The sequence below is a fragment of the Rhizobium sp. RCC_161_2 genome (genome assembly GCF_041355235.1).
Classification (GTDB): domain Bacteria; phylum Pseudomonadota; class Alphaproteobacteria; order Rhizobiales; family Rhizobiaceae; genus Rhizobium.
In genome coordinates, this window is record NZ_JBFUPL010000011.1 from 178112 (window position 1) to 204762 (window position 26651).

General features: G+C 60.3%; 22 protein-coding genes. 9 read left to right on the forward strand and 13 right to left on the reverse strand.

Annotated elements, in window-relative coordinates:
• Positions 1-35: 35 nt before the first annotated feature.
• From tssK to AB6803_RS25720, 5 genes are read left to right on the forward strand one after another with little or no spacing between them, the layout of a single operon-like run.
• Entirely contained in the window at positions 36-1376 is a 1341-nt protein-coding gene (gene tssK / locus AB6803_RS25700; RefSeq protein ID WP_371111544.1) for a type VI secretion system baseplate subunit TssK, read from the forward strand.
• Complete coding sequence (tssL, locus tag AB6803_RS25705) at positions 1373-2869, forward strand: type VI secretion system protein TssL, long form (protein ID WP_371111545.1); 1497 nt, start codon at positions 1373-1375, stop codon at positions 2867-2869. Before tssK ends, tssL begins: the two co-directional genes overlap by 4 nt.
• Positions 2866-6369, forward strand: coding sequence for a type VI secretion system membrane subunit TssM (gene tssM / locus AB6803_RS25710; RefSeq protein ID WP_371111546.1), 3504 nt, complete (start codon positions 2866-2868; stop codon positions 6367-6369). The genes tssL and tssM overlap by 4 nt, the downstream gene beginning before the upstream one ends.
• Before the next feature lie 11 nt (positions 6370-6380).
• A complete protein-coding gene (gene tagF, locus AB6803_RS25715; protein ID WP_371111547.1) occupies positions 6381-7766 on the forward strand; it encodes a type VI secretion system-associated protein TagF in 1386 nt (461 codons plus the stop codon).
• Positions 7763-8698, forward strand: a complete 936-nt coding sequence (locus AB6803_RS25720) for a serine/threonine-protein kinase (protein ID WP_371111548.1) — start codon at positions 7763-7765, stop codon at positions 8696-8698. The genes tagF and AB6803_RS25720 overlap by 4 nt, the downstream gene beginning before the upstream one ends.
• Before the next feature lie 19 nt (positions 8699-8717).
• Here the strand turns inward: AB6803_RS25720 and AB6803_RS25725 are convergent, their stop codons facing one another.
• The 4 genes from AB6803_RS25725 to AB6803_RS25740 form a co-directional block, all read right to left on the reverse strand.
• Complete coding sequence (locus AB6803_RS25725; protein ID WP_371111549.1) at positions 8718-9863, reverse strand: polysaccharide biosynthesis/export family protein; 1146 nt, start codon at positions 9861-9863, stop codon at positions 8718-8720.
• A gap of 441 nt (positions 9864-10304) precedes the next feature.
• Positions 10305-10742 (reverse strand): YqaA family protein, encoded by a 438-nt coding sequence (locus tag AB6803_RS25730; protein ID WP_371111550.1) that lies wholly within the window; start codon positions 10740-10742, stop codon positions 10305-10307.
• A gap of 39 nt (positions 10743-10781) precedes the next feature.
• Positions 10782-12503, reverse strand: coding sequence for a DUF4166 domain-containing protein (locus AB6803_RS25735; protein ID WP_371111551.1), 1722 nt, complete (start codon positions 12501-12503; stop codon positions 10782-10784).
• Positions 12490-12939 (reverse strand): thiol-disulfide oxidoreductase DCC family protein, encoded by a 450-nt coding sequence (locus AB6803_RS25740; protein WP_371111552.1) that lies wholly within the window; start codon positions 12937-12939, stop codon positions 12490-12492. The genes AB6803_RS25735 and AB6803_RS25740 overlap by 14 nt, the downstream gene beginning before the upstream one ends.
• Before the next feature lie 342 nt (positions 12940-13281).
• On the opposite strand from AB6803_RS25740, the gene AB6803_RS25745 reads away from it, so the two are divergent.
• Together AB6803_RS25745 and AB6803_RS25750 are read left to right on the forward strand one after the other, a co-directional pair.
• Complete coding sequence (locus AB6803_RS25745) at positions 13282-15318, forward strand: DUF4034 domain-containing protein (RefSeq protein ID WP_371111553.1); 2037 nt, start codon at positions 13282-13284, stop codon at positions 15316-15318.
• 53 nt (positions 15319-15371) lie between these two features.
• Complete coding sequence (locus tag AB6803_RS25750; RefSeq protein WP_371111554.1) at positions 15372-17213, forward strand: M48 family metalloprotease; 1842 nt, start codon at positions 15372-15374, stop codon at positions 17211-17213.
• 46 nt (positions 17214-17259) lie between these two features.
• Here AB6803_RS25750 and AB6803_RS25755 read toward each other — a convergent pair whose 3' ends face one another.
• The 4 genes from AB6803_RS25755 to AB6803_RS25770 form a co-directional block, all read right to left on the reverse strand.
• Positions 17260-17463, reverse strand: coding sequence for a hypothetical protein (locus AB6803_RS25755; protein ID WP_371111555.1), 204 nt, complete (start codon positions 17461-17463; stop codon positions 17260-17262).
• Positions 17460-17897 (reverse strand): hypothetical protein, encoded by a 438-nt coding sequence (locus tag AB6803_RS25760; protein ID WP_371111556.1) that lies wholly within the window; start codon positions 17895-17897, stop codon positions 17460-17462. The genes AB6803_RS25755 and AB6803_RS25760 overlap by 4 nt, the downstream gene beginning before the upstream one ends.
• A 130-nt stretch (positions 17898-18027) precedes the next feature.
• Positions 18028-18906 (reverse strand): hypothetical protein, encoded by an 879-nt coding sequence (locus tag AB6803_RS25765; protein WP_371111557.1) that lies wholly within the window; start codon positions 18904-18906, stop codon positions 18028-18030.
• A gap of 94 nt (positions 18907-19000) precedes the next feature.
• Positions 19001-19489, reverse strand: a complete 489-nt coding sequence (locus AB6803_RS25770; protein WP_371111558.1) for a hypothetical protein — start codon at positions 19487-19489, stop codon at positions 19001-19003.
• Positions 19490-19705: 216 nt separating this feature from the next.
• On the opposite strand from AB6803_RS25770, the gene AB6803_RS25775 reads away from it, so the two are divergent.
• Entirely contained in the window at positions 19706-20164 is a 459-nt protein-coding gene (locus AB6803_RS25775; RefSeq protein WP_371111559.1) for an N-acetyltransferase family protein, read from the forward strand.
• 5 nt (positions 20165-20169) lie between these two features.
• On the opposite strand, the gene AB6803_RS25780 is transcribed toward AB6803_RS25775, so the two are convergent.
• A complete protein-coding gene (locus AB6803_RS25780; protein WP_371111560.1) occupies positions 20170-21150 on the reverse strand; it encodes an AraC family transcriptional regulator in 981 nt (326 codons plus the stop codon).
• A gap of 124 nt (positions 21151-21274) precedes the next feature.
• Here AB6803_RS25780 and AB6803_RS25785 point away from each other — a divergent pair, with 124 nt between their 5' ends.
• Positions 21275-22168: an SDR family oxidoreductase gene (locus AB6803_RS25785; RefSeq protein WP_371111561.1), complete on the forward strand. Its 894-nt coding sequence runs from the start codon at positions 21275-21277 to the stop codon at positions 22166-22168.
• 101 nt (positions 22169-22269) lie between these two features.
• Here AB6803_RS25785 and AB6803_RS25790 read toward each other — a convergent pair whose 3' ends face one another.
• Genes AB6803_RS25790 through AB6803_RS25805 form a run of 4 tightly spaced genes read right to left on the reverse strand, consistent with a single transcriptional unit; the run spans position 22270 to position 26555 of the window.
• Positions 22270-23196, reverse strand: coding sequence for a dihydrodipicolinate synthase family protein (locus AB6803_RS25790; protein WP_371111562.1), 927 nt, complete (start codon positions 23194-23196; stop codon positions 22270-22272).
• A gap of 4 nt (positions 23197-23200) precedes the next feature.
• Positions 23201-23392, reverse strand: a complete 192-nt coding sequence (locus AB6803_RS25795; protein ID WP_371111563.1) for a hypothetical protein — start codon at positions 23390-23392, stop codon at positions 23201-23203.
• Complete coding sequence (locus tag AB6803_RS25800; RefSeq protein WP_371111564.1) at positions 23389-24741, reverse strand: sigma-54-dependent transcriptional regulator; 1353 nt, start codon at positions 24739-24741, stop codon at positions 23389-23391. Before AB6803_RS25800 ends, AB6803_RS25795 begins: the two co-directional genes overlap by 4 nt.
• Complete coding sequence (locus tag AB6803_RS25805) at positions 24738-26555, reverse strand: ATP-binding protein (protein WP_371111565.1); 1818 nt, start codon at positions 26553-26555, stop codon at positions 24738-24740. Before AB6803_RS25805 ends, AB6803_RS25800 begins: the two co-directional genes overlap by 4 nt.
• Positions 26556-26651 lie beyond the last annotated feature (96 nt).

Below are 26651 nucleotides of genomic sequence, written 5' to 3' on the forward strand. Positions count from 1 at the left end.
TCTGCCAGCATGACAAAGAGGACGAACAACAGCTGATGAAGAACGAAAATCGAGTGGCTTGGAGCGAGGGCATGTTCCTTCGTGTTCAGCATTTTCAGCAGGCCGATCGATGGACGGAGCGTCTTGTGCGGACGACCGCGCGGGGGCTTGCGCCCTATCCCTGGGGCGTGGCCGAAATCGGCATCGATCGCAGCGCATTGGCGATCGGTCAGTTCGCACTGTCGAACCTGCGCGGCATCCTGCCCGACGGCACGCCTTTCGAGGCGCCGATCGACGCCGATCTGCCACCACCCCTCGAACTGGATGAATCGATCAAGAATGCGATCATCTACCTGGCGCTGCCGGCACGCCAGCCCGGCAAGGCCGACGTGACCTTGAATGGCGGTGCGACCCGCAACAGCGTCCGCCTTCTCGCTTCGCCCTATGAAGCGCCCGACTCCAATGTCGAAACGGATTTCATGGCGCCGATCGACATCGGTCGGCTGAACCTCAGATATCTGAAGACCGGCGACGAACTGGCGGGCTATGAGCTGATTGGGCTTGCCCGTATCATTGAGGTGCGCTCCGACAAGGCCGTGATCCTCGATCCGGACTATATCGCGCCATCTCTCAATTGCGCGGCCGAAGCACGGCTGAACGAGCTGGTTACCGAATTGCTCGGTATCGTCCGGCACCGCGCCGAGGCAATTGCCGAACGGATCGGCGATCCGACCATCCGTGGCACGGCGGAAGTCGGTGATTATTTCCTGCTGCACATCCTCAATCGCGCCGATCCGATGCTGCGCCATATTCAGGCGAATGCGACCCGGCTGCATCCGATCGAATTTTATGAGCAATGCATCCAGCTTGCCGGCGAGCTTGCGACCTTCACCATGGACAGCAAGCGGGCAAGCGATTTTCCGCCCTATCGCCACGACGACCTCAAGGCGACCTTCGCCGCCGTCTTCGACGATCTCAGGACATCGCTCTCGGCGGTTCTCGAACAGGCCGCCGTTGCGATCGAGCTTGCCGAACGCCGCCATGGCGTGCGCATCGGCATGATCAATGACCGCTCGCTGCTGAAAGACGCCGGCTTCGTGCTGGCCGTGCGCGCCGAGATGTCGGCGGAAGACGTGCGGCGCAAGCTCCCCGCGCAGATCAAGATCGGGCCGGTGGAAAAAATCGCCGACCTCGTCAACGTGGCCCTGCCGGGTATTCCCGTCAGGCCGCTGCCGGTTCTGCCGCGGCAACTGCCCTATCGCTCGGGAACGATCTATTTCGAACTAGACACCAAGAATCCGCTTTGGAAACAGCTTGATACGTCCGGTGCGATCGCCCTGCATCTTGCAGGCGACTTCCCCGGCCTGGAGATGGAACTGTGGGCTCTCAGAGAATGAAAACGCCGCAATCGACATCCTGGCAGGACCTGCCGACAATCATCGAGCTGACCGAGGACGGCGCCCGCAAGAATGAATCCGCTCGCAAGATGGCGGAATTGCTGGACGACGCTCTTGTTCCGCCCTCGGACGGGACAGGACAGCAAGACCTGCGCGCTGGCGGCTGGTCGGTTGATGCCCTGGTGCGCGACTTCCGGTTCGGAGGCGAGGAAGTGCCGACGCTCGTTCGCTCGGCAGCCCCCCTCCTCAATCTCGCCCATAGCCTGCGAAACGCCGATGCGCAGCCCGATATCGACGAGCTGCGCCGGGTGACGGTCGATGCCGTTGGCCGTTACGAACGCGATCTCGCCAGCGCCCGCATCAGCGCTGAGCGCGCGCGCGCCGCCCACTACGTCATCTGCGCGACGATCGATGATGTCGTTCTCAGCAAGTCATGGCGCGCGCGGGCCGGATGGGCCCGCTCCGGGCTGGTATCGACCTTCCATATGGATGTGACCGGCGGCGACCGGGTGTTCGATCTGCTCGATCATTTTCATCAGAGTCCGGGCGCCAACAAGGACCTCCTTCTTCTCATCTATCTATGCCTGTCCCTCGCATTCGAGGGCCGCACGCGCGTCTCCGCGCGTGGCTCGCTGGAACTCGGTCGCATCCGCGACAGCCTCTATAAGACGCTGCTCGGGCAATATGGCGTCTTCGAACGCGAGCTCTCGCCGCATTGGCGCGGCGTCTCGGCGCGACACAAGCCGCTACGCACCGCCGTCGCGCTCTGGACGGCGCTGTCAGCCCTCGTCCTCCTCTTTGCGCTCGGCTATCTGTTCTTCACGCTTTCCCTCAACCAGGCCTCCGACGGCACCTTCGAGCGGCTCGCAAACCTGCCGCCGCACGAGACGCCGAGCGTGCTCATCGACACGCCCAAGCCGCCTGCGGTCGTCGCCAAGGTGGACACGCCGAAACCGCAGCCTCAGCCGGACCCCGTGGTGAAGCCGGCGGCCCCCAGCAGGCTCGATACGCTTCTGGCCTTCCTGCAGCCCGAGGTCGATCGCAAGCTTGTCACGCTTTCGAATGCGAACGGCCGGCTGCTCGTCCGCATCAACAATTCCGGCCTGTTCGGCACGGGAAGCGCCGATGTCAGCAGCGAGTTCCGCGATCTCATTCAGCGCATCGGCGGCGCGCTTGCTTCGGAGAAATTCCGCGCCGTGGTGGTCGGCTATACAGACAATGTCCCGATCAGAACCATGCAATTCCCGTCGAACTGGCACCTCTCCGAAGCACGCGCCCGCGCAGTCGGTGATATTCTCGCCGCCTATACCGGCAAGGATGCCATCCTGACCGAAGGACGCGCCGACAGCGATCCTCTGGCAAGCAACGCCACTCCGGAAGGCCGCGAGACGAACCGCCGCACGGAAATCCTGGTCCTGACCGATCCCAACGAGACATTGCGCGACGCCGATCTCAGCACGCGGACACCGCCGGCACCGGAGGTCTCCCCATGAACCCGCTCAGCCTCTTTTATACGCTCCGTTCCTATGTCACCTCCTATGCCGGTCTTCTCGGCCAGCGCTTCATATCGCTGATCTGGCTCGCGGCAATCTGCGTCGTCATCTGGTTCTACGGCTACATGCTCGGTTACGGCAGCTTCAAGCCACTGGCGAGTGTCAATGCTCGGTTGATCGCCATTGGCGTGGTCATCGCGGTATGGCTGATCTATCTTATCGTCTCGGCTTTCCGCTCCCGCATGCGCGACAAGGCGCTGGTCGAAGGCATCGAAAATGACGCGGCTTCCGATGCCGCGAGCCAGCAGGCGGAAGTCGGCGAGATCCGTGATCGCCTCAAGGAAGCCTTGTCTCTCCTGCGCCGCGTCACCAAGAAGCGCTTCGGCTATGTTTACGAGCTTCCCTGGTATGTGATTTTCGGCGCGCCGGGCTCCGGCAAGACCACGGCACTGACCAATTCCGGACTCAAATTTCCGCTTGGCGATGCAATGGGAAGCAATTCGGTCCAAGGGGCCGGCGGCACGCGCAACTGCAATTGGTGGTTTGCGGATGAAGCGATCCTCATCGACACCGCCGGTCGCTATACGACCCAGGACGACCTGAACGGTGCTTCCAAGGCGGGATGGGAAGGGTTTCTCGGACTGCTCAGAAAATATCGGCGATCGCAACCGATCAACGGCGCGCTCGTGACGCTGTCCATCGGCGATCTGCTCGTTCGCGATCACGAAGCGCAGCTGGAAGAAGTGCGCGCTATTCGCAAGCGCCTGTCCGAACTGGACGAGTTCCTGCAGGCGCGCATTCCGGTCTATGTCGTTCTGACCAAGGCCGACCTGCTGACGGGTTTCGTCGAATTCTTTGACGGGCTCAGCAAGAGCGACCGCGAGCAGGTTTGGGGTACGACCTTCGGGTTGGAGGAAAGCTACAAGGGCCAGAATCTACCCGACCGGTTCATGGAAGAATTCGCACTGTTGCAGGAACGCGTCGGCACCATGCTCATCGAACGCCTGCAGCAGGAGCCGAACATCGAGGTGCGCGGGAGAATATTCCGCTTTCCGGCCGAGCTTGCCGCGCTGAAGGAGCGGCTGCATGATGTTCTGACCGAGCTCTGCTCGGCGTCGAACTTCATTGAAGCGCCGCTCATGCGCGGTGTCTACTTCGCATCCGGCACCCAGCCGCAGGAGATGTCCTCGATGCCGGCGGCTTCGCCCCGCATACGGCGCAGCTACTTTCTGTCGCGCCTATTCAAGGAGGTCATTTTCGACGAGGCGTCGCTGGTAGCGCGAGACCGGCGGCTGTCGCGGCGGCAAACGATCATCAAGCGCGCGGCCTATGGTGTCGCGGCGGTCTTACTGGCGATCGTCTTCACCAGCTGGATCGCCACCTATTTCCAGAATTCCCGCGCCATCGCGGCGGCCGACAAACGCATCGACAACTATGAGAAGCTCGCAAGCGGCATTCCCATTCGCGATGTCTCCGACGCCGATTTCCTGCGCGTCCTGCCGGCGCTCGACAATCTGCGTGCGGTGACCAGCGGCTTCTCGGAAGCGAGGGTGTGGCCGACGAGCTTCGGCCTCGATCAGGAAGACAAGATCGCCAGCCGGCAAAAAAGCGCCTATCAGCGTGCACTCAACTCGTTGCTGTTGCCGCGCATATTGGTCCAGCTGCAGAAGACCATGGCCGACGGCGCCGATACCGAAAAGACCTTCGATGCCCTGAAATTCTACGGAATGCTGGGCGGCCTTGGCCCAATGGACAAGGATTTCGTTTCGCAGCAGTCGGAAGACATGTTCGCCTCGCTCTATCCTGGCGAAGGACGCGCGGCGACGAGGCAGGCGCTCTCCGCCCATGTCGAGGCCATGAGCGAAGGTTCGCTCCCGGCGATCGAGCTCGACAACCAGCTTATCGCAAAGGCCCGCGATGCCATCCACACACAAAGCCTCGCAGCGCGCGCCTATGACATCCTGGCCTATTCTCGCCAGGCCCGCGCTCTCGATAGCTGGGTGCCTGCCGACGCCCTAGGTCCGCTTGGTGCGCAGGCCTTTCAACGAAAATCCAAGGCAACGCTTCGCGACGGTATTCCGGGCCTTTTCACCGGAAAGGGTTACCGCGCCGTCGTGCTGCCGATGGTCACCGATGCCGCACGCGAGGCGCTGAAGGAGCAATGGGTTCGCGGCGACGAGAGCAACCCGGCCGGCATGACGACCGAGGTTGTGGCCCAGGCCGCGCTGCAGCTCTATTTCGATGCCTACGAGAAGCAATGGTCGACGCTGCTTGCCGATCTGCGGGTGCGCCCATCGCAAAACCTCGCCGAGGCGACGGAAACGACGCGCATTCTCGCGGCCAATCCAAGCCCGCTCGAAACTTTCCTGAAATCGGTCTCCGTGGCGACCGATCTTCGGCCGACCGATGGTGCCGAGATCGCATCGCTCGGCGACACGCCGGATGCGGCCATCAGCTCCGCCCTGGCCAGCGCCGCCAACGCACCGGATCCTTATGGGCCATTGCGAGCAGCACTTGAGGTTCCGCGCGATGTCAAACCGGATGACAGCGCCCAAACCGAGGGGAATAAGGACACCGCCCGATCGCAAATCCAGGTGCTCCAGCCGATCCTGCAGAATGTCTACAACCAGCTGTCGCGCGCCTCGACATCGACGGCGGAGGTTGCCCGCGTATTCGACGCCGGCGGACAGCTGACCAGCGCCAATCAGGATCTTCTGCAACAGGCACGCGGACTTCCCGCGCCGGCCGATACCCTGATGGCAGGTATCACCGCCGATATCGGTTCACTTGCCGTCAAGACCGCGCGCAACCGGATCAACGATCTATGGGCGGCGGAAGGTGCAAACCTCTGTGCAGGGATCGTAAGCGGCCGCTATCCCTTCGATCGTTCATCCTCGCAGGATGTGGCGATGGCGGATTTCGTGCGGCTGTTCGGGCCGGAGGGCCTGTTTCAGAGCTTCTTCAAGAACAGGCTCGAAGCCTTTGTCGACACCAGTGCCCAGCCATGGGGCTGGCGCGGCACGTTCGGCGGCGACAGCATTCCGAGCCAGGCGATCGCCCAGTTCGAGAATGCCGACAAGATCGAACGCGCCTTCTTTCCGGCCGGTAGCGAAAAGCCGGCAATCTCCATCAACATCAAGCCGGTATCGCTGACGGATTCGGCCAATGCCGTGATGATGGAGATCGAGGGCGAGCGCGTCGTCTATTTCCACGGCCCGGTGCAAGCGAAATCCATCGCCTGGCCGTCCGCAGGAACCGAAAACCAGTCGCGCATCGCATTTCTTCCGGGCGGCTGGCAGCAGGCGACGACCAAGAGCGGCGACTGGTCGCCATTCCGGCTCTTCGATGCCGCCAAGATCACCATGCAAGGACCGGATCTCTTCCGGGCCCATTTTGACAGTAGCGGCCAGGCGGCAGAGTTCGACGTTCAGTTCGGTTCCGTGCTCAATCCATTCCGATTGCAGGCACTATCCGACTTTGCCTGCCCAAGCCAGTTCTAGCGGTGTTGCCGATGAACGAACGTCTTGCCCGAACAGCATCGCCTGGGGAGCCCGATGCAATCGGCTTCTTCGGCAAGTTGCCGACGCATGGCGATTTCGTCTCCACGGCGCTGGGTCGGCGGCTTCAGTCGGAACTCGACCAATGGATACAGAGTGGCCTTGGCGCGATGGAGCCAACGCTGGGCCAGGACTGGCGTCGCCTCTTCCACGCTTCTCCGCCCTGGCGCTTTATCGTCGCCGGTGGTGTATGGTCTCCCGCCGCGATTGCCGGCGTGCTGCTGCCAAGTAAGGATCGCGTCGGGCGGAGTTTTCCGCTGGTCATCGCCGCGCAACTGCATCGATTTACCGGCCACCTGCGGGACATTTGTGAAGACGATGTCTGGTTTACCGCTGCCGAAGCATTGGCCGAGACCTCCACCAAGGCGGATTTCGACATGCCGCGCTTCATTGAGGGCATCAAGCGCCTGCGCCTGCCATTTGCGAACGCGCGCATGAGGGACGAGATACCCGCGCCCAGTGCCGGCGCGCCGGGGTCGCTTTGGTGGCGCATGACGCTCGGCAGCCGGCATGGCAAGGGTTTCAAAACGGCCGGCCCTCCCACCGCGCAGGACTTTCTGAAACTTGTCGCCGCGGACAAAACCGAAACGGCACCCACCTCTATTCAAGTGCCGGCGCCACCGCCGCCCGTTGCTCGTCCGCCTGAATTGCGCGAAAGCGCGATCGCCTCCGAAACATTGCACCCGATCGAAAGCAGTTATGCCAGCCACCCCGGAACGCGCCTGTCGCTCAATGCCGACGCGCTGCTTGTCTCCGAACGACCACGCTTGTTTGCACTCGCCGACGGTATCGGCGACGGCATGGGCGCCATCGAAGCCGCAAGAACCGCGACAAGCACGCTGTCGAGCGTGGCGTCCCATGAGAGCCTGCAGGCACTGGTTCAAGATATAAAAGGTAAGCTTGGCCACGCCAACAGCATCCTGCAGACGAAAGCGGTATCCGGCGATCGACAGCCACCCTTTGCGAGCATTGTCGTCGCGACCATCCTTGACAGGGAATTTGCCCTCGTCTGGGCTGGAGATGCGCGTTGCTATCTCTTGCGTGACGGGATGATGCGCTGCCTTACCCGGGATCATGTCGATATCGGGCTTAAACGTTCGGTGGCGCGCGGCCTGGGACTGAAGCCGCAATTCGTGCCTGATACCATTCTGGACACGGTTCTTCCTGGCGATCGCTTGCTCCTGTGTAGCGCATCGCTGCCCCGAAGCCTTGCCGACCGCGTGATCGCCGAGATCCTGATCGAAACACCGATCGCAAAGGCCGCCGACACGCTCGTTCAGGAAGGCCTGATCGCAAATTGCCGCGAGAACCTCAGCGCCATCGTCATCGGTGCCATATGAGCAGCGAGCTGCCTGCGGAGGATCTGGAAGAGATAGTATCGCACTTTTCCAGCCTTCTGCATGTCCTGACGCATGATGCCAGGGGCGAGCGTCCGTCCGGCATGCGGGACATGTTGATCGATCGCCTGCGCGATGCGCTGGATCGCCGCCTGCCACGACTTTCTTCCGATAACCCGGCCTTCATAGCCGGCAGTTTCCTACTTGAGACGGTGGTTCATCGCCGCGAACGCATCGAAATCGGCCGGCTGCGACACCGTGATCTGGGAACGCTCCACGCTCTCAAGACCGTCATCGCAGACCGTGCGGATGACGCCGTCGCGCGCAGGCTTCTGTTGCGCGAAGCACGCATCGGCATGGCACTGCGCCATCCACGCCTCGTTCATATCCAGATGGCATTGAGACTGGTCGACGGCCGCCCGGCGATCATTATGGAATGGGCGGGCGAACCGCTGTCCCAACGGCTCTCCTCCGCCGGCTCCGTTTCCACCCGCGACTGTTTACAGGCCATGCGCGGCCTTCTGTCAGGGCTCCAGGCAATTCATGCTACAGGCTATGTCCATTGCGACATATCACCGGGAAATCTGCTTTTGCCCGCCAGCGATATCAGCGGGCTCAAGATTGCCGATTTCGGCGTGGCGCTCGAACAGGGCGGCCGCCATCGCGATCTTGAGATCAAAATTGCCGGCACCTTGCCGTTCATGGCGCCTGAGCAGGCCGACGATGCAGCGGCCGATCCCCGCTCCGACCTCTATTCGGCCGGTCGCGTGCTGAGCGCTCTTCTCGAAAGATGCGAGGAAATGGGGCGTCATGTCGAGGAGATCGGAGCGTTTGCCGGACATCTCGCGGAGAGAAAGCCGTCCCTACGCCCGGCGAGCGCCCAGGTGGCGCTCGACCTTCTCGATGAACTCGGGAAGACTGTCGCGCATTCGTGAAAAACGCGCGAGAATTGTCTTAGTTGGTGGTGCTCGGGGCACTGGGAACAGGAGCAGCAGCCGTCGGGACACTCTTTTGATAGACGGTCAGCAGCTTCGCCGCATCGACCATGCCGGCATTGCTGGCAAAGAGGGTGTCGCCATCCTGCATCTGGAACCGCTGCATCAGGACGAAGTTCGAGACATCCTTCAGGTTGACGCGATAGATCACCGGCTTGACGGAAACGACGGCCGGCGCCGCCGTGGTCTTTCCGGCGGTAGCCGCCGCCTGCGAATAGACATTCTGGTTTCGGAAGAGATAGAAGTTGCGAGAATCAGCCCGGTCATCCAGCAATCCGCCGGCACGGGCAAGCGCCTTCGCCAATGTCATCTTTCCAGGTTCGAACGGGAACTCGCCAACACTCTTGAATGCGCCCAGAGCCGTAAAGCTCGGCGTATTGTCGGACACGAAAAGCTGATCGCCAGGCAGCAACCGGACATTCTGCTGGTCATCCTGAAGAACCCGATCAAGCGGCGCTGTTGCCCGCTGCGAACCGCGGGTCAACGTCACGGTCGCAGAACCCGGCGCCGAAGAGGCGCCGCCGGCAAGCGCGATCGCATCCAGCACCCGCTCCTTGCGCGCCGACAGGGGGAAACGTCCCGCGGTGCGAACCTTGCCATCCACGGTCACCGCGCTCGATGGCTTGTCGACCACCGTTACCACGGCCTGCGGATTGACGGCCGATCCCTTGAGCCCGTTGACGATCTGCGTCTGCAGGCCCTCGGGCGTCGAATCGAGCACACGCTGCTTGCCGACGAAAGGCATGGTGACAAAGCCCTGCTGATCGACCGTGAACCGACCGAGATTGAGCGTCTTGCTCTGGGTCGATGAGAGCAGCCCATCCTCGCCGGTATCCAGGACCGTCACATCGATCACATCGCCGCGCCGCAGCCGGGTGTCAGAAAAACCCGAGGAGCGGAAACGGGCAAGCCCTTGATCCGTCGGCGCATAAGCGGGGGCGGCCACCGCGCTACCCATGGGCGCATCCGCCAAGGCGATCACCGGAATCTTCTCACCGGAATGTGGCAACGTCGCGTTGTAGATATTCCCAGCGTCTGGGCCATCCGATGGTCTTGCACATGCGCTCAAGACAACCATGAGTGCAATCGGCGCCAGTCTCCGCATTCCCGAATCTCCTCTGGGTACTAAGGGCATGGCAGAAATATCAACCATAAGGCGGGAGGCAATATAAGAAGTGCGCAAAAGACAAATTATGACAGCTTCGGGGCACGACCTGTGTCCTATTGGCAACCGATAGTTATCTCGCTGGTCGCTCCAACTGCCACCGAAAGCTCAACATGTTCCACTCGCCGATAACGCGAGACGCATCGTCTTAAGGTGATTCGGACCACCAACCCTGCAATTCGAATGTCAGGCCCGATCGTATAGCCGATCTCATCGCCGCATTTTTTGTACCGGATTAGGCCCGCGCCCACGTGTTTCCAGTCACGCGATGCCCGTCCCATCGAACCAGCAGCAATCAGGCCACAGGGCCAGTGGGCCAGTCAGTCCATCGAACCGAAGGCGCCGAAGCGATCGGGCTATCCGATGACGGGGGCCACGCCATCACATCAGACCCGCCGTCGCCACCGCAAGAATTAAATAGCGCCCAACCTTGGCGATGCTCACCAATATCAAGAATGTCACCAGAGGCTCCCGCATTACGCCGGCAACGACGGTGATCGGATCGCCGACGATCGGCAGCCAGCTTGCGAGCAACGACCATTTCCCATATCGGCGATACCAGTTCTGCGCCCGGTCGAGAGCCGGTTGGCCAACGGGGAACCATCGCCTATGCCGGAAACGTTCGACGCCACGACCGAGGATCCAGTTGAACGCCGAACCAAGGACATTGCCGACGCTCGCAATGGCAACGAGCAGGAGGGCGGAGTATTCCTCCGTCATAAGCAGGCCGACAAGGACCGCTTCTGATTGCATCGGCAATATCGTAGCCGCTGCGAACGCTGCCATGAACAGGCCGAAATAAACGACAAGCTCGGCCATCGGCTCAAAAATACCTGTTGATCGTCTTGAACTCGTCGGTCATGGCAACGCGCTTCGCAGATACCCTTCGGATGCGACGTCCAAGGGAGCCATAGGGTCGGCGAGCCATCCACTATAACTGACAAGATGACCGAAGAACGGAAGATCGATGTTCACGGAAAAATGGAAGCGTCCGTCCTCTAACCCCAGCTGTTCGACGGTATCGCTGCGCGGCGTCAGGAAACGCGGCAGGGGTATCGGCCCGATGCGGCCCTTGACGACCGGATAATAGAGACGGCCGAGTCGCTCGCCGAGATCAATGTCGAACGACAGCAACCCGAACCGTTCGGTGACGCCGCCAGGTCTGTTGCCCGGTGCCGGCGACAGGTATGACCTGAACGCCGCACTCCCAAACTGCCGGGTCCATGTCTCCTTGTCACCACGGCGCTCGATGGTGACGGTGGTTGGAATGTCGTCTCCGCTTCCCGGAAAGCCGAAAGCCATTCCGATCAGCTTGGCAACGATACCGTCTCCACGCGTGACGGTCGCCCTGCCCTCGAGGCGCTTGGATATGCGGCTGTCATGCACCCTCCGGATTGCGGATGGCAGTGCGGCGAAATTCTCTCCAAGTACCCTTTCGAACAGGGATTGCTCGACTTCCTGGACGCTGTGGGTGTTGATGCCAAGCTCGGCGGTCACGGTCTCGATATCCTCCATCGCGATCTCTCCGACACAGGCACGCGCGCCCGGCTCAATCCGCCCTCCCAGGATCATGCGCGTCAACAGATAGGCCGGGATGGTGGGGACCTCGGGGCCATCTCCATGACCGGCAATGAGCGTCCAGCGCGCCTTGACGCCGGTTCCGTCGGCGCTCAGGCCGCCGACTTCGACGCGCATCCCGCCCCGGTCTGTTCCAAGACCGCGCATGGCGTCGGCGATCCTCACTAGCAAGCCGGAGAGGCGCTCCAACCGTAGCCGGGGAAATGCCGCAACTGCCAGACCCGCAAGGCTCAGCGCCGCGTTCATGACGGCAAGCTCAAGCCCAGCCCGGAAGCTGACGTTCGCGGCCCCAAAATGTCTCGGGAACAGGAATGTGTCGGGGGCGCCGATATGATGGCTCCGGCGGCCGGGCACGGGCTGGACGCCGGGAATGCTCAGTGTCTCGTGTCGTCGCTCCGACCAGCCTCGTACGCTTCGCTCTCCGTTTCCACGAACAGTTAAGACGGGCCGCCCGACCTGCGAAAGGATGGATCCGACGACGGACGTGCCGCGCGGTGCGCGGTTGCCGGGCAGGATCACGCTGTCGATAAAGTCGATCGAGGTCATCTGCCGGGACAGGGCGGCCACCGCGGCAGATGAGATTGCCGGAACCGAGCTTGCTCCGGAGATCGCCACGAGGCCGCTCTTCCGTGCCTCGGGATCGAGCGTCGAGATGCCGGCCGTAAATGCTCCGTCATCGCTCAGATCGATATAGCTGGCACCAGCCCTCAAGGCAGCGGCTGCAACCCTATATGGATTCGAGCCGTAGCGTTGAAATGGTCCCGCCGCGTCCACCACGATTGCGGGCGCCAGTTGTGCGAAAAGCGCCTCGAGATTGTCGCCATCCACCACATCGATCGTTGCCGGCCGGCCGCCATTCGTTTCGCAGAACGCCGCCGCCTTTTCCAGCGACCTTCCGGCAACGATGACGTCGAGGCCTTCGACGCGCGCGAGCCGCCTCGAAAGACGACCGCCGAAGACACCGTATCCGCCGATAACCAGCACGGTACTATTCGATGACACGCGCTCGCAGCTCCTTGGAGGGGACAAGGCACGTCTCGTATCTGCCAAAGATGCGATACCTGTTTTTGGCGATCAGATCATATGCCGCGTCGGCCAGTCGTCGCGGCAACAGGTTCACGACGGCAAGGAGGCTCCAGGGGAACCCGAGAGCCCGCACGACGGTGGAGACGGTGTCCATCTTGGTATGCAAGACACCATCCACGATCACCAAGTTGGTCGAGAAGTCGGTCGGGTCGAGACCGTAGTGGCGATAAAGCGCTTGCCCGAGCGGAGACTGCGCGGCCGTGAACAGGAAGCGACCGGACGTGTCGCGGGCAAAGACAAAGCGGATGAAGGAAGAACAAAAAATACATGCGTGGTCGAAGACGATAAGGCCCTTGCCATGATCAAACGGCGGGACTTCCGGGTCGTTATTGAAGCTATATGGTTCTATCATCGGTCGCATGTCGTGACGATACTCAACGCTGCGGCAAGCGTCACGTCAAGTGAAAGTCCTCGTGATCACCTGTGGTGCGCAAGATCGGGCTTTGGACAATCGCTGAAGCACTTTCACCGGCAGTCTCCTTTAGACAATACGGCCGATGGTTGAAATTCGCGATGCATTCACGCTACACATCGAACGCGCATGGGTCCCGGATTCGTTTCAGATCATCAATATGTTTGCCTGCGGATTCCATTGGGCCGAGTAGCCTAAAGACAAAAACACGGGTCATTTTCACGGTTTCCAAGAAATGATCTACCTGACAATCGTGCCGCTATAGATCTTGAGGAACCACGCATGCAGACAGCCATAAGCTCGCCTCCCTTGCCGCTGGATGGTCCTGAATGGGCACGGCTGCGCCAGCAGGAAGAACTGCGAAAGGCGATGCTTGAGCGGCGCTTCGACGAAGTCGAGCGCACAATGGCGGCGCTCGAAGGGGCGTGGTGGCAGCCTGCTGATTTGCCCGATGATCGCTACCCGTTCCTCGCAACCAGCGCCGGCCTGTTTGACAATGCCAGCGTAGACGCGGCCCTCAGACTTGAATTGCTGAATGGCTGGAGCCAAGCCTATCCAGGCTCCTATCATGCAAGGCAAATCCTCGGTCACTATTATTTTCGCCGGGCCTGCGACATTCGGACGGCAGCCTGGGCATCCGAGGTCGGTGAGGACCAATGGGTCGCCGCACACATGGCTTGCGTAATTGCCGCCGAACACCTGTTGAAGGCGATGGTGCTCTCGGAGCGACCGGCGCTTGCCGCTGAAACCATGATGCAGATCAGCCAGTATCTTGGTCAGCCAGATTTCGTCGATGCGCTGTTTCGTGGTGAGCCCGTTGAAAAGACCATGCAGCGCGACGAGTTCGAACCGGACCTTTATGAGGCGGCATGCGCCCAGCTTGCCAGACATGGATTGGAGCCGCCCGGTACTGTAACGGCAACCCTTCCCTCCTCTCTTCCGCCCATCAAAGAGGATGATGTCGAGAATTCCGGCTTTTACTGGTTGCGCTATTGCCTTTCTCTAAGACCACGATGGCCGGATATCCTGGTTGATTACGCACAATATCTGAGCCCCAGATGGGGTGGCCGTGATGGAGAAGTGGAAAAATTCGCCACAGGTCCTTTGTGCTCTTCGCTGAGCGAGCGGGAACGCAATTCCGTCCGCTGGCCGGGAATTCAGGATGCATTGACGCTTCCGGAATATCCGCAGCCGGGCGACGCTCGCGAGATCGCGGCCAGACAGAAGATTTTCAAGAACTGGCTGGCCCGGGATCTCTCCGAACGCTTGCGTTTCATTTCTCTCGGTAAGTACGCCAATTTTACCCATTACTCGCTCGCCGACGGGGAACTGGCGCATCAGCGCCATGTCGAATCGACCCGCTATTGTAAGCCACCGAGCACCTATCCAGCGGTTGATGGCCCGTTCCGGGATTTCACCAACTTGATGCTGATCGAGCATTTCGAGGACCATGAAGGCGCCTATGCAAGCGTGTTGCAAACCGCTGCCCGTCGTTTTGATGAACCAACGATGCTCACCGTCGCAGCATTTGCCTGGCAGTTCGGCATGTGGGGGATCAAGGCCGATCCGGCGATTGCCGCGCGGTTGATCGACCGGGCAGCACAGCTCGAACCGCTTTATGAACCGGACGAGTTTACGCCGATGCATGCTTGCCGGATGATATGGGACGGAGGCTTTCAAAAGGAAGCGACCTATCTTACCCGCGCCTTTGCCGAGAGACGCGTCTACTCCGCCGCCGCAAGCATGTACGACATCACAAGAGGGATCCGGCCCGATACCGATCCGGCGTTGCTTGACGGCGAGGAAGCGGATCACTGGCTTGAGCTCGCCGTCGAGGACGGTGAAGCTGTTGCTCTCCACAATTATGCTTGGCGCCTTGAAAATGTTGACGATATTGATTTGACGGTCCGGGAAAATTTCGAACGCGTCCGCAATCTTTATGTCGGAGCGATGAATGGCGGCGTGGAAATGGCAATGATCAGGGTTGCGAGCGTCGACCGGCGGCACGGAACGGCGGAGGAAAAAGAGCAGGCCGTCGCCAACATGAAATCCCTTGTCACCCACCATGACGACCACATTGCCGGTGAAGCCTATGGCCAGGTCGTCCTGGCATATAAATATGGCGACGGTGTTCCCAAAAGCGAGTTTGTCGCAATGCAGTGGTTCGACCGTTACAAGCAACTTTTTCCCGACCATTCGACAATGGAATGGATGGAAACGCAGGTCTATGGATCGACGGGAATGCAAATGGCAGGCCGAGCGTTGAAGGCCTTTTTCCTTGGCAAGAAACTTTCAAGCGAGCATCTCCCGCCAAAATAAGCGTCACCATGACCACTCCCCTCCCGTCACCGCGTGAAGGCAGATGGCGAGCCTTGATTTGGCTCGCCTTTGGCGATGTGTCTTTGCTCGTCTGCGGATCCGCGCTGATCCTGTCCCCTCTCCTGCTTGCATTGCTGCTGCCTTCGCGGCTTCTGCTGGTTCTTTTTGCCTTGCCGTCGTTGTCGTGGGTGTTCTACGGGCTGATGGTTTTGCGTGCCTATGCGGCAGTGCCGGCACCGCCGGTCTCGAATGGCATATTGCTGGATCCGGGCAAGGTTACAGCTCTGGCCAGCGAGCTTGAACGATTGCGCCTCGCCTGCGATGCCCCCGCCTTCACGGCCGTCTATATCAACGCCGAGCTTAATGCCTCCATCTATCAGACAGGGTCCCGTGCCGGTCAGCCGAAGCATATTCTGGTGCTTGGCCTGCCGCTTCTTGCCTTGTTGACAGGAAAGCAAGCCGCAGCCGTCATCGCACACGAATACGCGCATATTTCCCGGCAGCACGGCCATTTTGCGCGTTGGGCCTATGTGGCGCGTCAACGCTGGGCGGCGCTTGGTGAATTGCATGAGCGCAATCATCGGCTGATCACAGCGCCGCTCAGATTGTTTCTCTCCTGGTACGTGCCCCGCATGATGCGCGAGACACTGGAGTTTTCGCGCCGTTGCGAGATGGTTGCCGATGCGCAGGCAATCGCGGTTTGCGGCAGCGACATTGCCTTCGAGGCAGAAGCAGCCCTGGCATTGCGGCAAAGGGCCATGTCCAGCCGGTTCTGGCCGGATATATTCGCGCAAGCGGGTAGTGATGACATCGCTCTGATACGGCCATTTACGCATCTTTTGACGGAACCGGCGAACAGTCATCCGCGCGACGGCGCGCAGGCAGCCGTCTGGCTGCACGAACGCCTCTGCCAGGAACCGGATAATCACAGCACGCATCCTGTCTTTTTCGACCGCATCGCGGCAACAGGATTTGAACCGGCAGGCCCCCTGCCCGATCATCTGCCTTGGCATCTTGAAGAGACCTCGGCGGCCACAGACTGGTTGAGGGCGGAAGCCGCCGGCATCGCCGCGCAGCTTGATGACGATTGGCGCGAAACCGCGGCGCAAGGTTGGCGGGATGCAAAAGAATGGCACGCATATCAACACCGCGAATTCTCAAAGCTCCTGCAGCGTCGCGAGCAGCAGGTGTTTGACGAGCAGGACTGGCTGGAACTGGCTCGACTGGCCGAGACATTCGATCCAGCAGGCACGCTTCGCGCCGAAGCGGTTGCACAAGGGTTGCAGCACGCTCCTGAAGACCCGGCGCTTCTTCAGCTTAAAGCCGATGATCTGGAGCAGGACGGCGATATCAAAGGCGCGATTTCCATATGGAATCGCATCAGTCAGTCCCCTTCCACGTCCGAATATCACGCTCATCGCCATCTTTGTGAACTCTACCTGCGGGTGGGAGACAAGTCAGTGGCGGAACACCATCGGCAGATCGCCGATCAATCGTGGGCCGATGAAAATGTAAACCCACCGGTATCCAAAGGCCTCTTTCCTCACGGAATGGATACGTCCGAACTCACCTTGCTGCAAAGCACGCTTCAGCCGCTCTTCCAGCATGCGCGCGCCATCTGGCTTTGCCGCGACACGCCGCCGGCTACGTCAAACTCACCACGGTGGTTCTTGTACGTGCAGGCCTATGACAGCTGGTTCATGCGATGGGTTGGTAAGTTGACTGGGGAGGAAGATGTGAATGCTTCAGCCTGCAAGAGGCTGCTGGATCGTTTGCAGGCGCGGCTGCATCTCTATCTGGAAGTCCGCTTTATCGGGCCGAACGATCCGATTCCGGCGTATTGCACGGACGGCAGCCTGATTGCGAAAGCCGGTGCGGCCGCGTCGCGCCATTGAAGGCCATTTTGGCCCTGTGTTGGCGCTTCGACTTCCATCGTCAGCTTCACCAGATGTTCATCGGATCGGCGGATTGCCCAGAAACGGAACACACTCCCAGTTCGCGCCGTCGAAATGCATAAAGGCGAGCGAAACCGTCGAAGCGCTCCTCCGCATTGAAACACGCCACGAAGAGATCATCGCGCGATCGCACAATCCCTGCTTCGAATTTAAGCCGGATCACATCGGGCTTTGTCAGGGGCTGCATCAACTGTTACCTCCTTCGGCAAATCGAGGAGCTCCCTCACAGGCCGCGATCACGTAACGGTCGTGTCGGTCGAGCTGGTTCGCATCCACCAGAACATTGACCAGCCAGCCAGACGGCGACGCGAGCACGAATGAGTAAGGATTTGCACTTTCATCGTTGGGCAACAGGATTGCCGTCTGGGCGAAGTTGGCGATCTGTGAGCCACCCTCCAGAAGACCTGGCGGTGTCAGCTCTTCCTTCACATAGATCGATACGACCTGAGAGAAGTCGGATCCGTCGCCTTCGTGGATGATGCATAGCACCGCCTTGTCTTGCGCCTGTGACAGGTCGTTCACCACTTCGATGGCGCTTGTGTCCACACGCAGCACCGCAGCCAGCGCATTTTTCATGAGTGTGGCGTCCACCGGTCGTTCAGGGGCCGCGTCCAGCCAGATCATAGCCGAGGATCCCGGCGCCCGGAGGCTGTAAATAGGCCGGCTGTAACGAACCTTCGCAAGAGAAGGCGTTCGTCCGAATTGCTGACATTGGCAACCACCAGAACGAGAGCGAGTTTCAACCGTCTCTTCGTCAAAGCGATTTCTCTTGAATGCTTACGACCCCGAACGGATTGAATTTGTATTCATCTTCCTCGTACCGGGTATCGTCGGCCAGAGCGGCATGACGATCCGCCAAGGCCTCTTCAACACCTTCCCGGGTCATTTCATCGGCGACATCATCGATCAGAGCCGCGATCTTGAGTTGCTCGGCATTGGTGGATGGCTTCTGATCATCTCTTCGGACAAAGGTAACCAACACATCAGGCAATCCGATCAGGTGAAACCCGACGCTCGCCATTCCCTCGGCATCATCGCCGATCGGGCGGCGCGCAAAGGCGAGACGGCAAGTTCTCGCAAGCGTCAGCAAATCACGGGACGCTACCGCACTGCGCGCCTGCTCGAAAAGTTCTTTCCATCGCCGCACTCCATGGGCCACGCCCGCGCTCTCGCCCTTTGCGGCAATCGCACCGTGATCGAGCATATATTGTACAAACATCAAGGCTTTTGCGGATGTGGTGACGGCTATGTCCGCCGTCATCGACGGACCAAGCACGTAGAGGACCGAGCCGTGCGCGGCGACCGCGTCTTCGTCCGTATCCTGATAGGCGTTGGGATCAACACGATCCCAGCAGACATTGAATGATCGTTCCATCCGATCATCCGCCTCGTCCTGTGAAAACTTTTCATCCACGGTAAAATCATCGGCGAACAGGCCGATGGCAGCACGGGCGCTCTGCTGAAGCGCGGCAAGACTATTTTCCTTGCCGAGAAAGCAAAGCACATGGCGCGGCGTGTAGCTGGAACGGGACGCGGCGAAGGCCGGCTGTTTGCTCGATGCTCTACTGAGAGACGGCTTCCCCAGGATAAAGCCGCCGAGAAGTGCAAGAATGCCGCGACGCACTGAATTCATTCGGATGTCCCGGTGATTTCAGTCGATGGGGTTGAAGGTTTTAAAAGTGCCATATCACATCCCCTGCATTCTCGCCAAAGAGAGCACCGCCCCATCAGCCCCCTTGCTTCATCCAATATGAAATCACCCGAATGCTTTCCGGGTTCTTCCACTGTATGGTCAATTTGGAATCCGGCAGCTCCCAGGCATGGATATCATACCGGCCGACTCTGGTTGGCGGTCCTAACTTCCCTACTGCATCGGCTATCGTATCGGAGAAGGTCAAACCCTTCCAGATCGGCCCCTTATAGCTCTCGAAACTCTCCACATCTCCCCAGAAGGCACAGTCCGTCAGAAGGAATGGACCCTTGCCGTCATCCGGATAGTCATGGTCGAACACCATGCCTTCATGCTTGAAAGTCAGGTGAATACCCACTGGTGGCGCAGAGATATGATAAATAGCTAACCCTCTATCCAGGGCGACTGCATCGCTCCAGACAATTCCAACAGGTTCCACGACACGGCTGCCAGCATCGCTGTCGAATGGTTGCGTGAGCGCCGTGACGAAGCTCTGCGGCTCGGGGTATTGCGTGGGGACTTTCATGGATTGCATCTCGATGGCGGCGGTTATCGACGGAGCCTTCTAACTGAGAATATGGCGCGGCACAGATTACTCAACCCTATGAACAGGAAAGAATATCTGGCATTCCCACAATGAAATCAGCCAGATCGTATCTATCAGGCCCCGCCGGCGCCAGACGTTGGCGCGATGCGTTCGAGATATGATATCTGCGATAATCCCCACTTGGAGATAATCTCGATGACGAACATTGTTTTTCGCCGCGCGCAAGTTGCCGACCTCCCTGTTATCATCGCCCTCTTGGCCGATGATGTCCTGGGACAGCAGCGAGAGGATGCCAGTTCTCCACCGCACCCGCGCTATGTCGAGGCTTTCCAGGCCATCCTTGCCGATCCCAATCAACTTCAGGTGGTTGCTACTCTAAACGATGAGGTGATCGGCGCGCTTCAACTCACATTCATCCCTGGATTGGCACGCAAAGGCGCCTGGCGTGGACAGATAGAGGCCGTCAGAATCTCGGCAGCGCACCGGGGATCCGGCGTCGGGCAGCAAATGTTCGAATGGGCTATCGATCAGTGTAGGGCCAAAGGCTGCGATCTCGTCCAACTGACGACGGACAAGGAACGGCCCGATGCCCATCGCTTCTACGAGAAGCTCGGCTTCGTCGGCAGCCATATCGGTTATAAGCTCAAGCTTTAGCTCATTTACTTCGCCATGGCTTCAAGTCGATCGACGCTAATGATCTCTCCCACGCGCTCATCATGTAGGGAAGGCGTAGGATGCACGCCACGGCCGTATTGGCGCGGCGAGCAGCCCATCATGCGCTTGAAGGCGGTGCTGAAAGCGCTCTCGGATTCGTAGCCGAGCGAGAGCGCGATGACGGAAATGGAATCGCTGGAATGCGTCAGCCTTTCTCCGGCCACCATCATCCGCCAGCGCGTCAAATAATCCATCGGCGACGTCCCGACCGTCTCCTTGAATTTCAGGGTGAAAGTCGTTCGCGACATGCCGGCGCGCTCGGCCAGTAACGCCAATGTCCAGCGGTGCGCCGGATCCTCGTGCATCGCCGTGATCGCCGCCGCCATCTGCCGATCCGCCAGCGCGAACAGCCAGCCGACGCCACCCGTCAATCCTTCCGCCAGGTGCAGCCGCAACGCTTGCACCAGCATCGTATAGGCAAGCTGTTGCGCAATCAGGAAGCCGCCGGGCTGCGGCTCGCGCAATTCCTGCCGCATGCGCTCCATGCACCAGCGCAGCGCCGCCTTGTCCGTTTCCGTCCGGATATGGACGATCGGCGGCAGCATTGCCAGGAGGACATCAACATGGCCGCCGGAAAGCGTAAAATGCCCGCCGACGATGGAGAAATCGCTGCCGCCGTTGAGCTTGGCAATGCTGCCGTTCGGTCGCGTCGGAAACAGCTTGCGATAATCGATCGGCGGCAAAGCCGGATTGCTGGCGAGAACAAAGGGCCATCCGCGCGGCAGAACAAAACAATCTCCCGTCGTCAGCCGCACCGCGCCGGGAGCGCCTTCAACCACGAGCCAGCCCTGGCCGGAAACAACAGCATAGCATTTGATGCCCTCGTGCTGGCCGAACCGGATCGACCAGTCGCCACCCGCCTCGAAGCCACCGAACATATAACTGCGCGGTTTCAGGAGCGACAGAATATCTGAAAGCGGATCCATGGTTTTCCCGAACGATCGCGAAGATAATACGGACTTTATAGCATAGATCGTTCCTCTTCAATCTTCTAGCTTCGTCCGTGCTGGCTGCGAACGCGGTCATCGACCAAAATCAGGAGAAATCATCATGCGTGTCTTTGTCACCGGCGCCACCGGATGGGTCGGCTTTGCTGTCGTCAAGGAGCTGCTTGCCGCCGGACATGAGGTGCTCGGTCTTACCCGCTCGGATGCGGGAGCTGCGACCCTCGCGACAGCAGGCGCCGAGGTCCATCATGGTTCGCTCGAGGATCTGGAGAGCCTTCGCAGTGGTGCAGCCGCCGCCGACGGCGTCATCCATACCGCCTTCAACCATGACTTTTCAAAATTCGCGGCAAATTGCGAGCTGGACCGCCGCGCCATCGAAACGCTTGGCGCTACGCTTGAGGGAACGGACCGTCCATTGATCGTCACCTCGGGAATGGCATTGGTAGCGCCGGATCGCACCGCGGTCGAGAGCGATCCGGCTGTTCAGCCATCCGACTCCTATCCCCGCGCCTCGGAAGCAACCGCCGCCGCTCTGGCGTCACGCGGGCTCCGCACCGCTGTTGTGCGTCTCCCGCCATCGGTTCATGGTCACGGCGATCATGGCTTTGTGCCGATCCTGATCCGCGCGGCTAGGGAGAAAGGCATTTCGGCCTATGTCGGTGAAGGGCTCAACCGCTGGCCGGGCGTGCACCGGCTCGATGCCGCCCGCGTCTATCGGCTTGCGCTTGAACGCGGCGCCGCAGACGGCCCCTATCACGCAATCGCGGAGGAAGGCGTGCCGTTCAAAGACATCGCCGAGGTGATCGGCCGGCGCCTCAACGTGCCTGTCATCAACAAGACCGCTGAAGAAGCCGCAGAGCATTTCGGCTGGATCGGGCATTTCGTGGGGATGGACGTTCCAGCGTCGAGCGCGCGTACACGCCGGCTGCTGGGCTGGGAACCGACGCAGCCCGGGCTGATCGCCGATATCGACCACCCGGCCTATTTCGAAGCCTGAATGGTGATGGCAAGGCGCGGCAATACCGCTGCCCTCTCACGCTAAAGCTCCCGGCGGGTTATCAACAGCCGGGAGCTAAGCTGATCAGATCGCTCAGGTCTTTAGCCGGCTGCAATCCGGCGACGGAAATGGTCTGTGCCCTCGATGATCTTGTCCATGAGCGCGTCGAGCGCCCAGAACCGCTCCCGGATATCGAAGTTGACCACGCGGCTGTCGGCGCAGGAGAATGTGCCGAGGCGCTGATGATAGAGCTTTGCGAGTTTCGGATATCCCATCGGCTCCGCCATGGCGGACAGAGCGAGATAGACGGAGAGTTCGTCCGCCAGTGCCGGATTGGAAGCGCTTTTCGTCAGCATCCACTTGTAGAGATCCGGATGGAAATTGGTGAACACGCCGGTGAAGCCACGCGATCCCGCCTTCATGGCATCATAGGCAATCGCCGCATTGGCGTTGACGATGGCAAGCGGCGTATCCTTGGTCAGTGCCACGCGACGCTTGACCGTTTCGAGATCGCAGGACACGTCCTTCAGGATGGCAAACCGGCCGCTGCGGGCGCAGAACGACAGTTCGTCATCGCTCAACAGGCGACGATAGGGCGCCGGGCACTCGTAGAGGCCAAGCGTCAGATCCTTCGGTAGGCGCTCGAGGAGCCAGTTGAGATCGTCGATGAACTTCGTGCCGCCCTCCTTCTTGGCATCGAGCCGGTTGGTGACCAGCACCATGCCGTCGACGCCGGTGGCGGCGATCGCGCTCAGCTCGGCAAGCTGGTCTTCCAGGCTCTCGCTGACATGGCCCGACGCGATGACCGGCACACGGCCGGCCGCCGTCTTGACGAAAGCGGCAAGCTCGACGCGCTCTTCGAGGCTGAGAAACTGCATCTCGCTGGACTGGCAGACGGCAAAGAGCGCATCGGAGCCGTTGGCGATGTACCATTCCACCAGCCGTGCAACACCGGGATAATCGATCTTGCCGCCCTCGGTGAACGGTGTGATCATGACGGGAACGATACCTTCGATCTTCTTAAGCATGGTGTCAGCCTGCCAGTACTTGCGGATTAACGACATAGGGGACGATCGCCTGCGGGCGGCCGCCGAGATAGCCGAGGATATTGCTGACGCAGCGCTCCGTGACAAGATGCTCGGCCATGCGATCCATGCCGGAAACATGCGGAGAGAGCAGGCCGGACCAGCTTAAATGCACGGCGCCATGCATCGTCGCTATCACGCGCGGTCGCTTCTGTTCTTCATACTCAGTCTTTTCAACTTCTCATTCAACGTTCTGTGGGGAAGCTGCAGCCGTTTCGCGGCGAGGCTGGCCCTGCCGCCGGCGCTCCACAAAGCCTGTTCGATGACCTTGAGCTCGAACTGATCGACAAGATCGGCCAGGGAGGAGTTCTCAACCGTCAAATCGTCCTGCTGATCCGTGTCGGGGCGCCAATCCAGCCCCAGGGCGCGGCGCTCTGCCAGGTGCTTGAGCTCCCGCACATTGCCGGGCCAAGCATAGGCAAGAAGGAAGCGCGTCTCCTCATCCGTCAAAGGCAACGCCTTCCGTTCGAGGCGTTCCGCCATCGACAGCATGAAATGTTCAAATAGCAGCGGAGCATCGTGACCGCGATCTCGCAAGGGAGGAATTGCGACGTCCGCCGCCGCCAGCCGATAATAGAGGTCCTCGCGGAAAAGCCCGCGCGTGGCGAGATCGCGAAGATCCTCCTTGGTCGCGGACAGGATGCGTATGTCGATTGGTATGTCCCGGTTCGAGCCCAGGCGGGTGACCGTGCGCTCCTGCAGGACGCGCAGGAGCTTTGCCTGTATGGCAAGCGGCATGCTTTCAATCTCATCCAGGAAGATCGTACCGCCTTTCGCGAATTCGAACTTGCCGACGCGGATGCCCGAAGCACCGGTAAACGCCCCGGTCTCATGACCAAACAGCTCGCTTTCGACAATGTCGAGCGGCAGGGCGCCGCAATTGATCGCCACAAAGGGACCAGCCTGGCGCGGACTGCACTCATGCAGCAACCGGGCCACGACCTCTTTGCCCGAACCGGTTTCGCCCTTGATCAGCACGTCGACATGATAGGGAGCAAGCTGCTCGATGGTGGACTTCAGGCGAGTGGTCGCCTGATCTGTCCCCAGCAATTGCCGATCGAGCCTGGCCTGGGTTGCATTGCTTTCTTCCAGGGAGACGACACGCCGGCGCAACCGGGTCTGTTCGAGCGCATTCTGAAGCGTACCGATCAACTGCTCCGGCACATAAGGCTTCGTCAGAAAATTGAACGCCCCGGCCTGAATGGCGGCAACCGCCATCGGAACATCCCCATGACCGCTCAGGATGATCACCGGCAGCTCCGGCCAGGTTTTTCTGATGACAACAAGCAGCTCCAGGCCGGACATGCCGGGCATTCGCACGTCCGATATCACGACATCGACCGTATCCGACCGAAGAACCTTGAGCGCTTCATTGCCATCAGCGGCCTCTATCACCGAGAGTTCGTTGAGCGACAGCCATTGGGCGAGCGAACGCCGCAGTGCGGCATCATCCTCGATCAGCAATACGCCCGGCAACGCATCCGTCATGCGACCTCTCCTTCCCGTCGCAACGCGCTCTTGCCATTCTGCCTGAGGCGCAAAATGAATCTGGCCCCGCCGAGCGGCGACTGATCGAAAGACAATGTGCCGCCGTGATCGCTTGCGATGCGATGGGCCGTCGCCAGACCGAGACCGAGACCCTCGCCGGGCAATTTGGTCGTATAGAATGGTTCGAACAATTGCGTGCTGCTATCGGCCGCAATCCCCGGGCCATTGTCGTCGACAGCAATCACACAGCATGCCCCTTCGGCAACACCGCTGACACGGATGCGGGGCTCTGTCCGGTTCCTGACAGCATCGATCGCATTGCTCAGCAAATTGAGGATGACCTGCTCAAGCTGCGCCGCACTCCCCTGGACCTTGAGGCCGGGGCTGATCTCTTGCGAAACCGCGATGCCGAGGTCGGAAAAACGAAATTTCAGCAGTTTCAGGATACGCCCTATGATGGCTCCAAGGTCGACATCCACGAAGTCGTCATCGCTTCGACGCGCCAGGCGTTTCAATTGACCGGTCAGGTCGGAGATCCGGCCGATGACCTCGTTCATCGTATCGATGTTTTCCCCGATGGGCGCATATTGCCGACGTTTCAGCAGCAACCGGGTCGAGGCGATGTAGGTCGACAGCGCCGCCAGCGGCTGATTGATTTCATGTGCGAGTCCGGCAAAGGCCTGGCCCATTAGCGCGAGCTTTTCGGCCTGAGAAAGGTTGCTGCGTGTCACGCTCAGCTGCCGCTCAGCCTCTTTGCGCTCGGCAATCTCCCGCTCCAGCTGGTCATGGCTCAGCTTCAATTGCTGGGTGCGCTCGGCAACGCGGTGTTCAAGTTGCTCGAAGGCGCGTTTTGCCGCTTGCCGGCCGTGTCGTCTTTGCACGGCAATGGTAATGCCGGCAAGAACCAGCAGGCCGGCCAGCGCCGTGGCAATGGCAACGATGTCCTCTTGACGCCTGATGTCGGCGAGATCCGCGAAATAGATCAGCGTCCAGCCCTTTTCGCCGAATGGTGCGGCAACCTGCAAGCGCTGTTCAGACGTGTCGTCGTTTTCAACCGTCGCCAGATCGAAACCCGACGACTGCTGAACCCGGATCTTCGGCGTAAGCGCAGCATCGCCATAGCGGCGTTCCTGCTTCAGTTGCGCCAGGGCCGTGGGCGAAATCGGTGATGTGGCCGTGTATCGCCAATCCGGCTGCGACGACAGGAAGATGATGCCTTCGCTATCCGCCATGGCAACATGCTCGGATGCGTCCCGCCACTGCTTCTCGACGGGCAGGAGATCGATCTTGACAATGGAGACGCCGACGACCTTGTCGTCGACCTTGATCGGGACGGAGAGGAAATAGCCCGGTTGCCCAGTGGTCGTGCCGATAGCGTAGTAGCTGCCGTTACCATTGGCCATCGCGTCACGAAAATACGGCCGGTAGCTGTAGTCATGGCCAACGAAACTGTCGGGCGTATCGTAGTTGCTGGCGGCGATCGTCAATCCCTTCGTATCGGTGACGTAGAGCGCCACCGCGCCGGATGCGTTCGACAGGCGGGCCAGGAAGCGATTGATGTCCGGCCGCTTGGCCTCGGCCATTCCTGCGCGGAACAGATCCTCGATTTCGCTGGAGCGCGCCACGACATCCGGCAAGTAGCGGAACCGCTCGATGCGGGCCGAAAGCGTGGCCGAGATCAGTCTGAGCCGCTCATGCGACTGGGCGGCCGCCTCACGCAGCCCATATTTCCGCGTCGCGTCCTGAACAAGCCCCGGTATGCCGACACCGAGTAGCGCGAACACAAATGCGAGTATCAGGTATTTCCATCGCAATGGTGCTCCCCCAAACTATACCCCAATCTCCTGATCATAGCAGGATCGGCCGCGCGGCAAAGTAGTATCCGTCTACATCCTTGATCGCGCGACATT

What these genes read in the sequence shown, in the direction of transcription:
- tssK (WP_371111544.1), top strand. Translation starts at nt 36, where the DNA reads ATGAAGAACGAAAATCGAGTGGCTTGGAGCGAGGGCATGTTCCTTCGT.
- tssL (WP_371111545.1), top strand. Translation starts at nt 1,373, where the DNA reads ATGAAAACGCCGCAATCGACATCCTGGCAGGACCTGCCGACAATCATC.
- tssM (WP_371111546.1), top strand. Translation starts at nt 2,866, where the DNA reads ATGAACCCGCTCAGCCTCTTTTATACGCTCCGTTCCTATGTCACCTCC.
- tagF (WP_371111547.1), top strand. Translation starts at nt 6,381, where the DNA reads ATGAACGAACGTCTTGCCCGAACAGCATCGCCTGGGGAGCCCGATGCA.
- AB6803_RS25720 (WP_371111548.1), top strand. Translation starts at nt 7,763, where the DNA reads ATGAGCAGCGAGCTGCCTGCGGAGGATCTGGAAGAGATAGTATCGCAC.
- AB6803_RS25725 (WP_371111549.1), bottom strand. Translation starts at nt 9,863, where the DNA reads ATGCGGAGACTGGCGCCGATTGCACTCATGGTTGTCTTGAGCGCATGT.
- AB6803_RS25730 (WP_371111550.1), bottom strand. Translation starts at nt 10,742, where the DNA reads ATGGCCGAGCTTGTCGTTTATTTCGGCCTGTTCATGGCAGCGTTCGCA.
- AB6803_RS25740 (WP_371111552.1), bottom strand. Translation starts at nt 12,939, where the DNA reads ATGATAGAACCATATAGCTTCAATAACGACCCGGAAGTCCCGCCGTTT.
- AB6803_RS25745 (WP_371111553.1), top strand. Translation starts at nt 13,282, where the DNA reads ATGCAGACAGCCATAAGCTCGCCTCCCTTGCCGCTGGATGGTCCTGAA.
- AB6803_RS25760 (WP_371111556.1), bottom strand. Translation starts at nt 17,897, where the DNA reads ATGATCTGGCTGGACGCGGCCCCTGAACGACCGGTGGACGCCACACTC.
- AB6803_RS25765 (WP_371111557.1), bottom strand. Translation starts at nt 18,906, where the DNA reads ATGAATTCAGTGCGTCGCGGCATTCTTGCACTTCTCGGCGGCTTTATC.
- AB6803_RS25770 (WP_371111558.1), bottom strand. Translation starts at nt 19,489, where the DNA reads ATGAAAGTCCCCACGCAATACCCCGAGCCGCAGAGCTTCGTCACGGCG.
- AB6803_RS25775 (WP_371111559.1), top strand. Translation starts at nt 19,706, where the DNA reads ATGACGAACATTGTTTTTCGCCGCGCGCAAGTTGCCGACCTCCCTGTT.
- AB6803_RS25780 (WP_371111560.1), bottom strand. Translation starts at nt 21,150, where the DNA reads ATGGATCCGCTTTCAGATATTCTGTCGCTCCTGAAACCGCGCAGTTAT.
- AB6803_RS25785 (WP_371111561.1), top strand. Translation starts at nt 21,275, where the DNA reads ATGCGTGTCTTTGTCACCGGCGCCACCGGATGGGTCGGCTTTGCTGTC.
- AB6803_RS25790 (WP_371111562.1), bottom strand. Translation starts at nt 23,196, where the DNA reads ATGCTTAAGAAGATCGAAGGTATCGTTCCCGTCATGATCACACCGTTC.
- AB6803_RS25800 (WP_371111564.1), bottom strand. Translation starts at nt 24,741, where the DNA reads ATGACGGATGCGTTGCCGGGCGTATTGCTGATCGAGGATGATGCCGCA.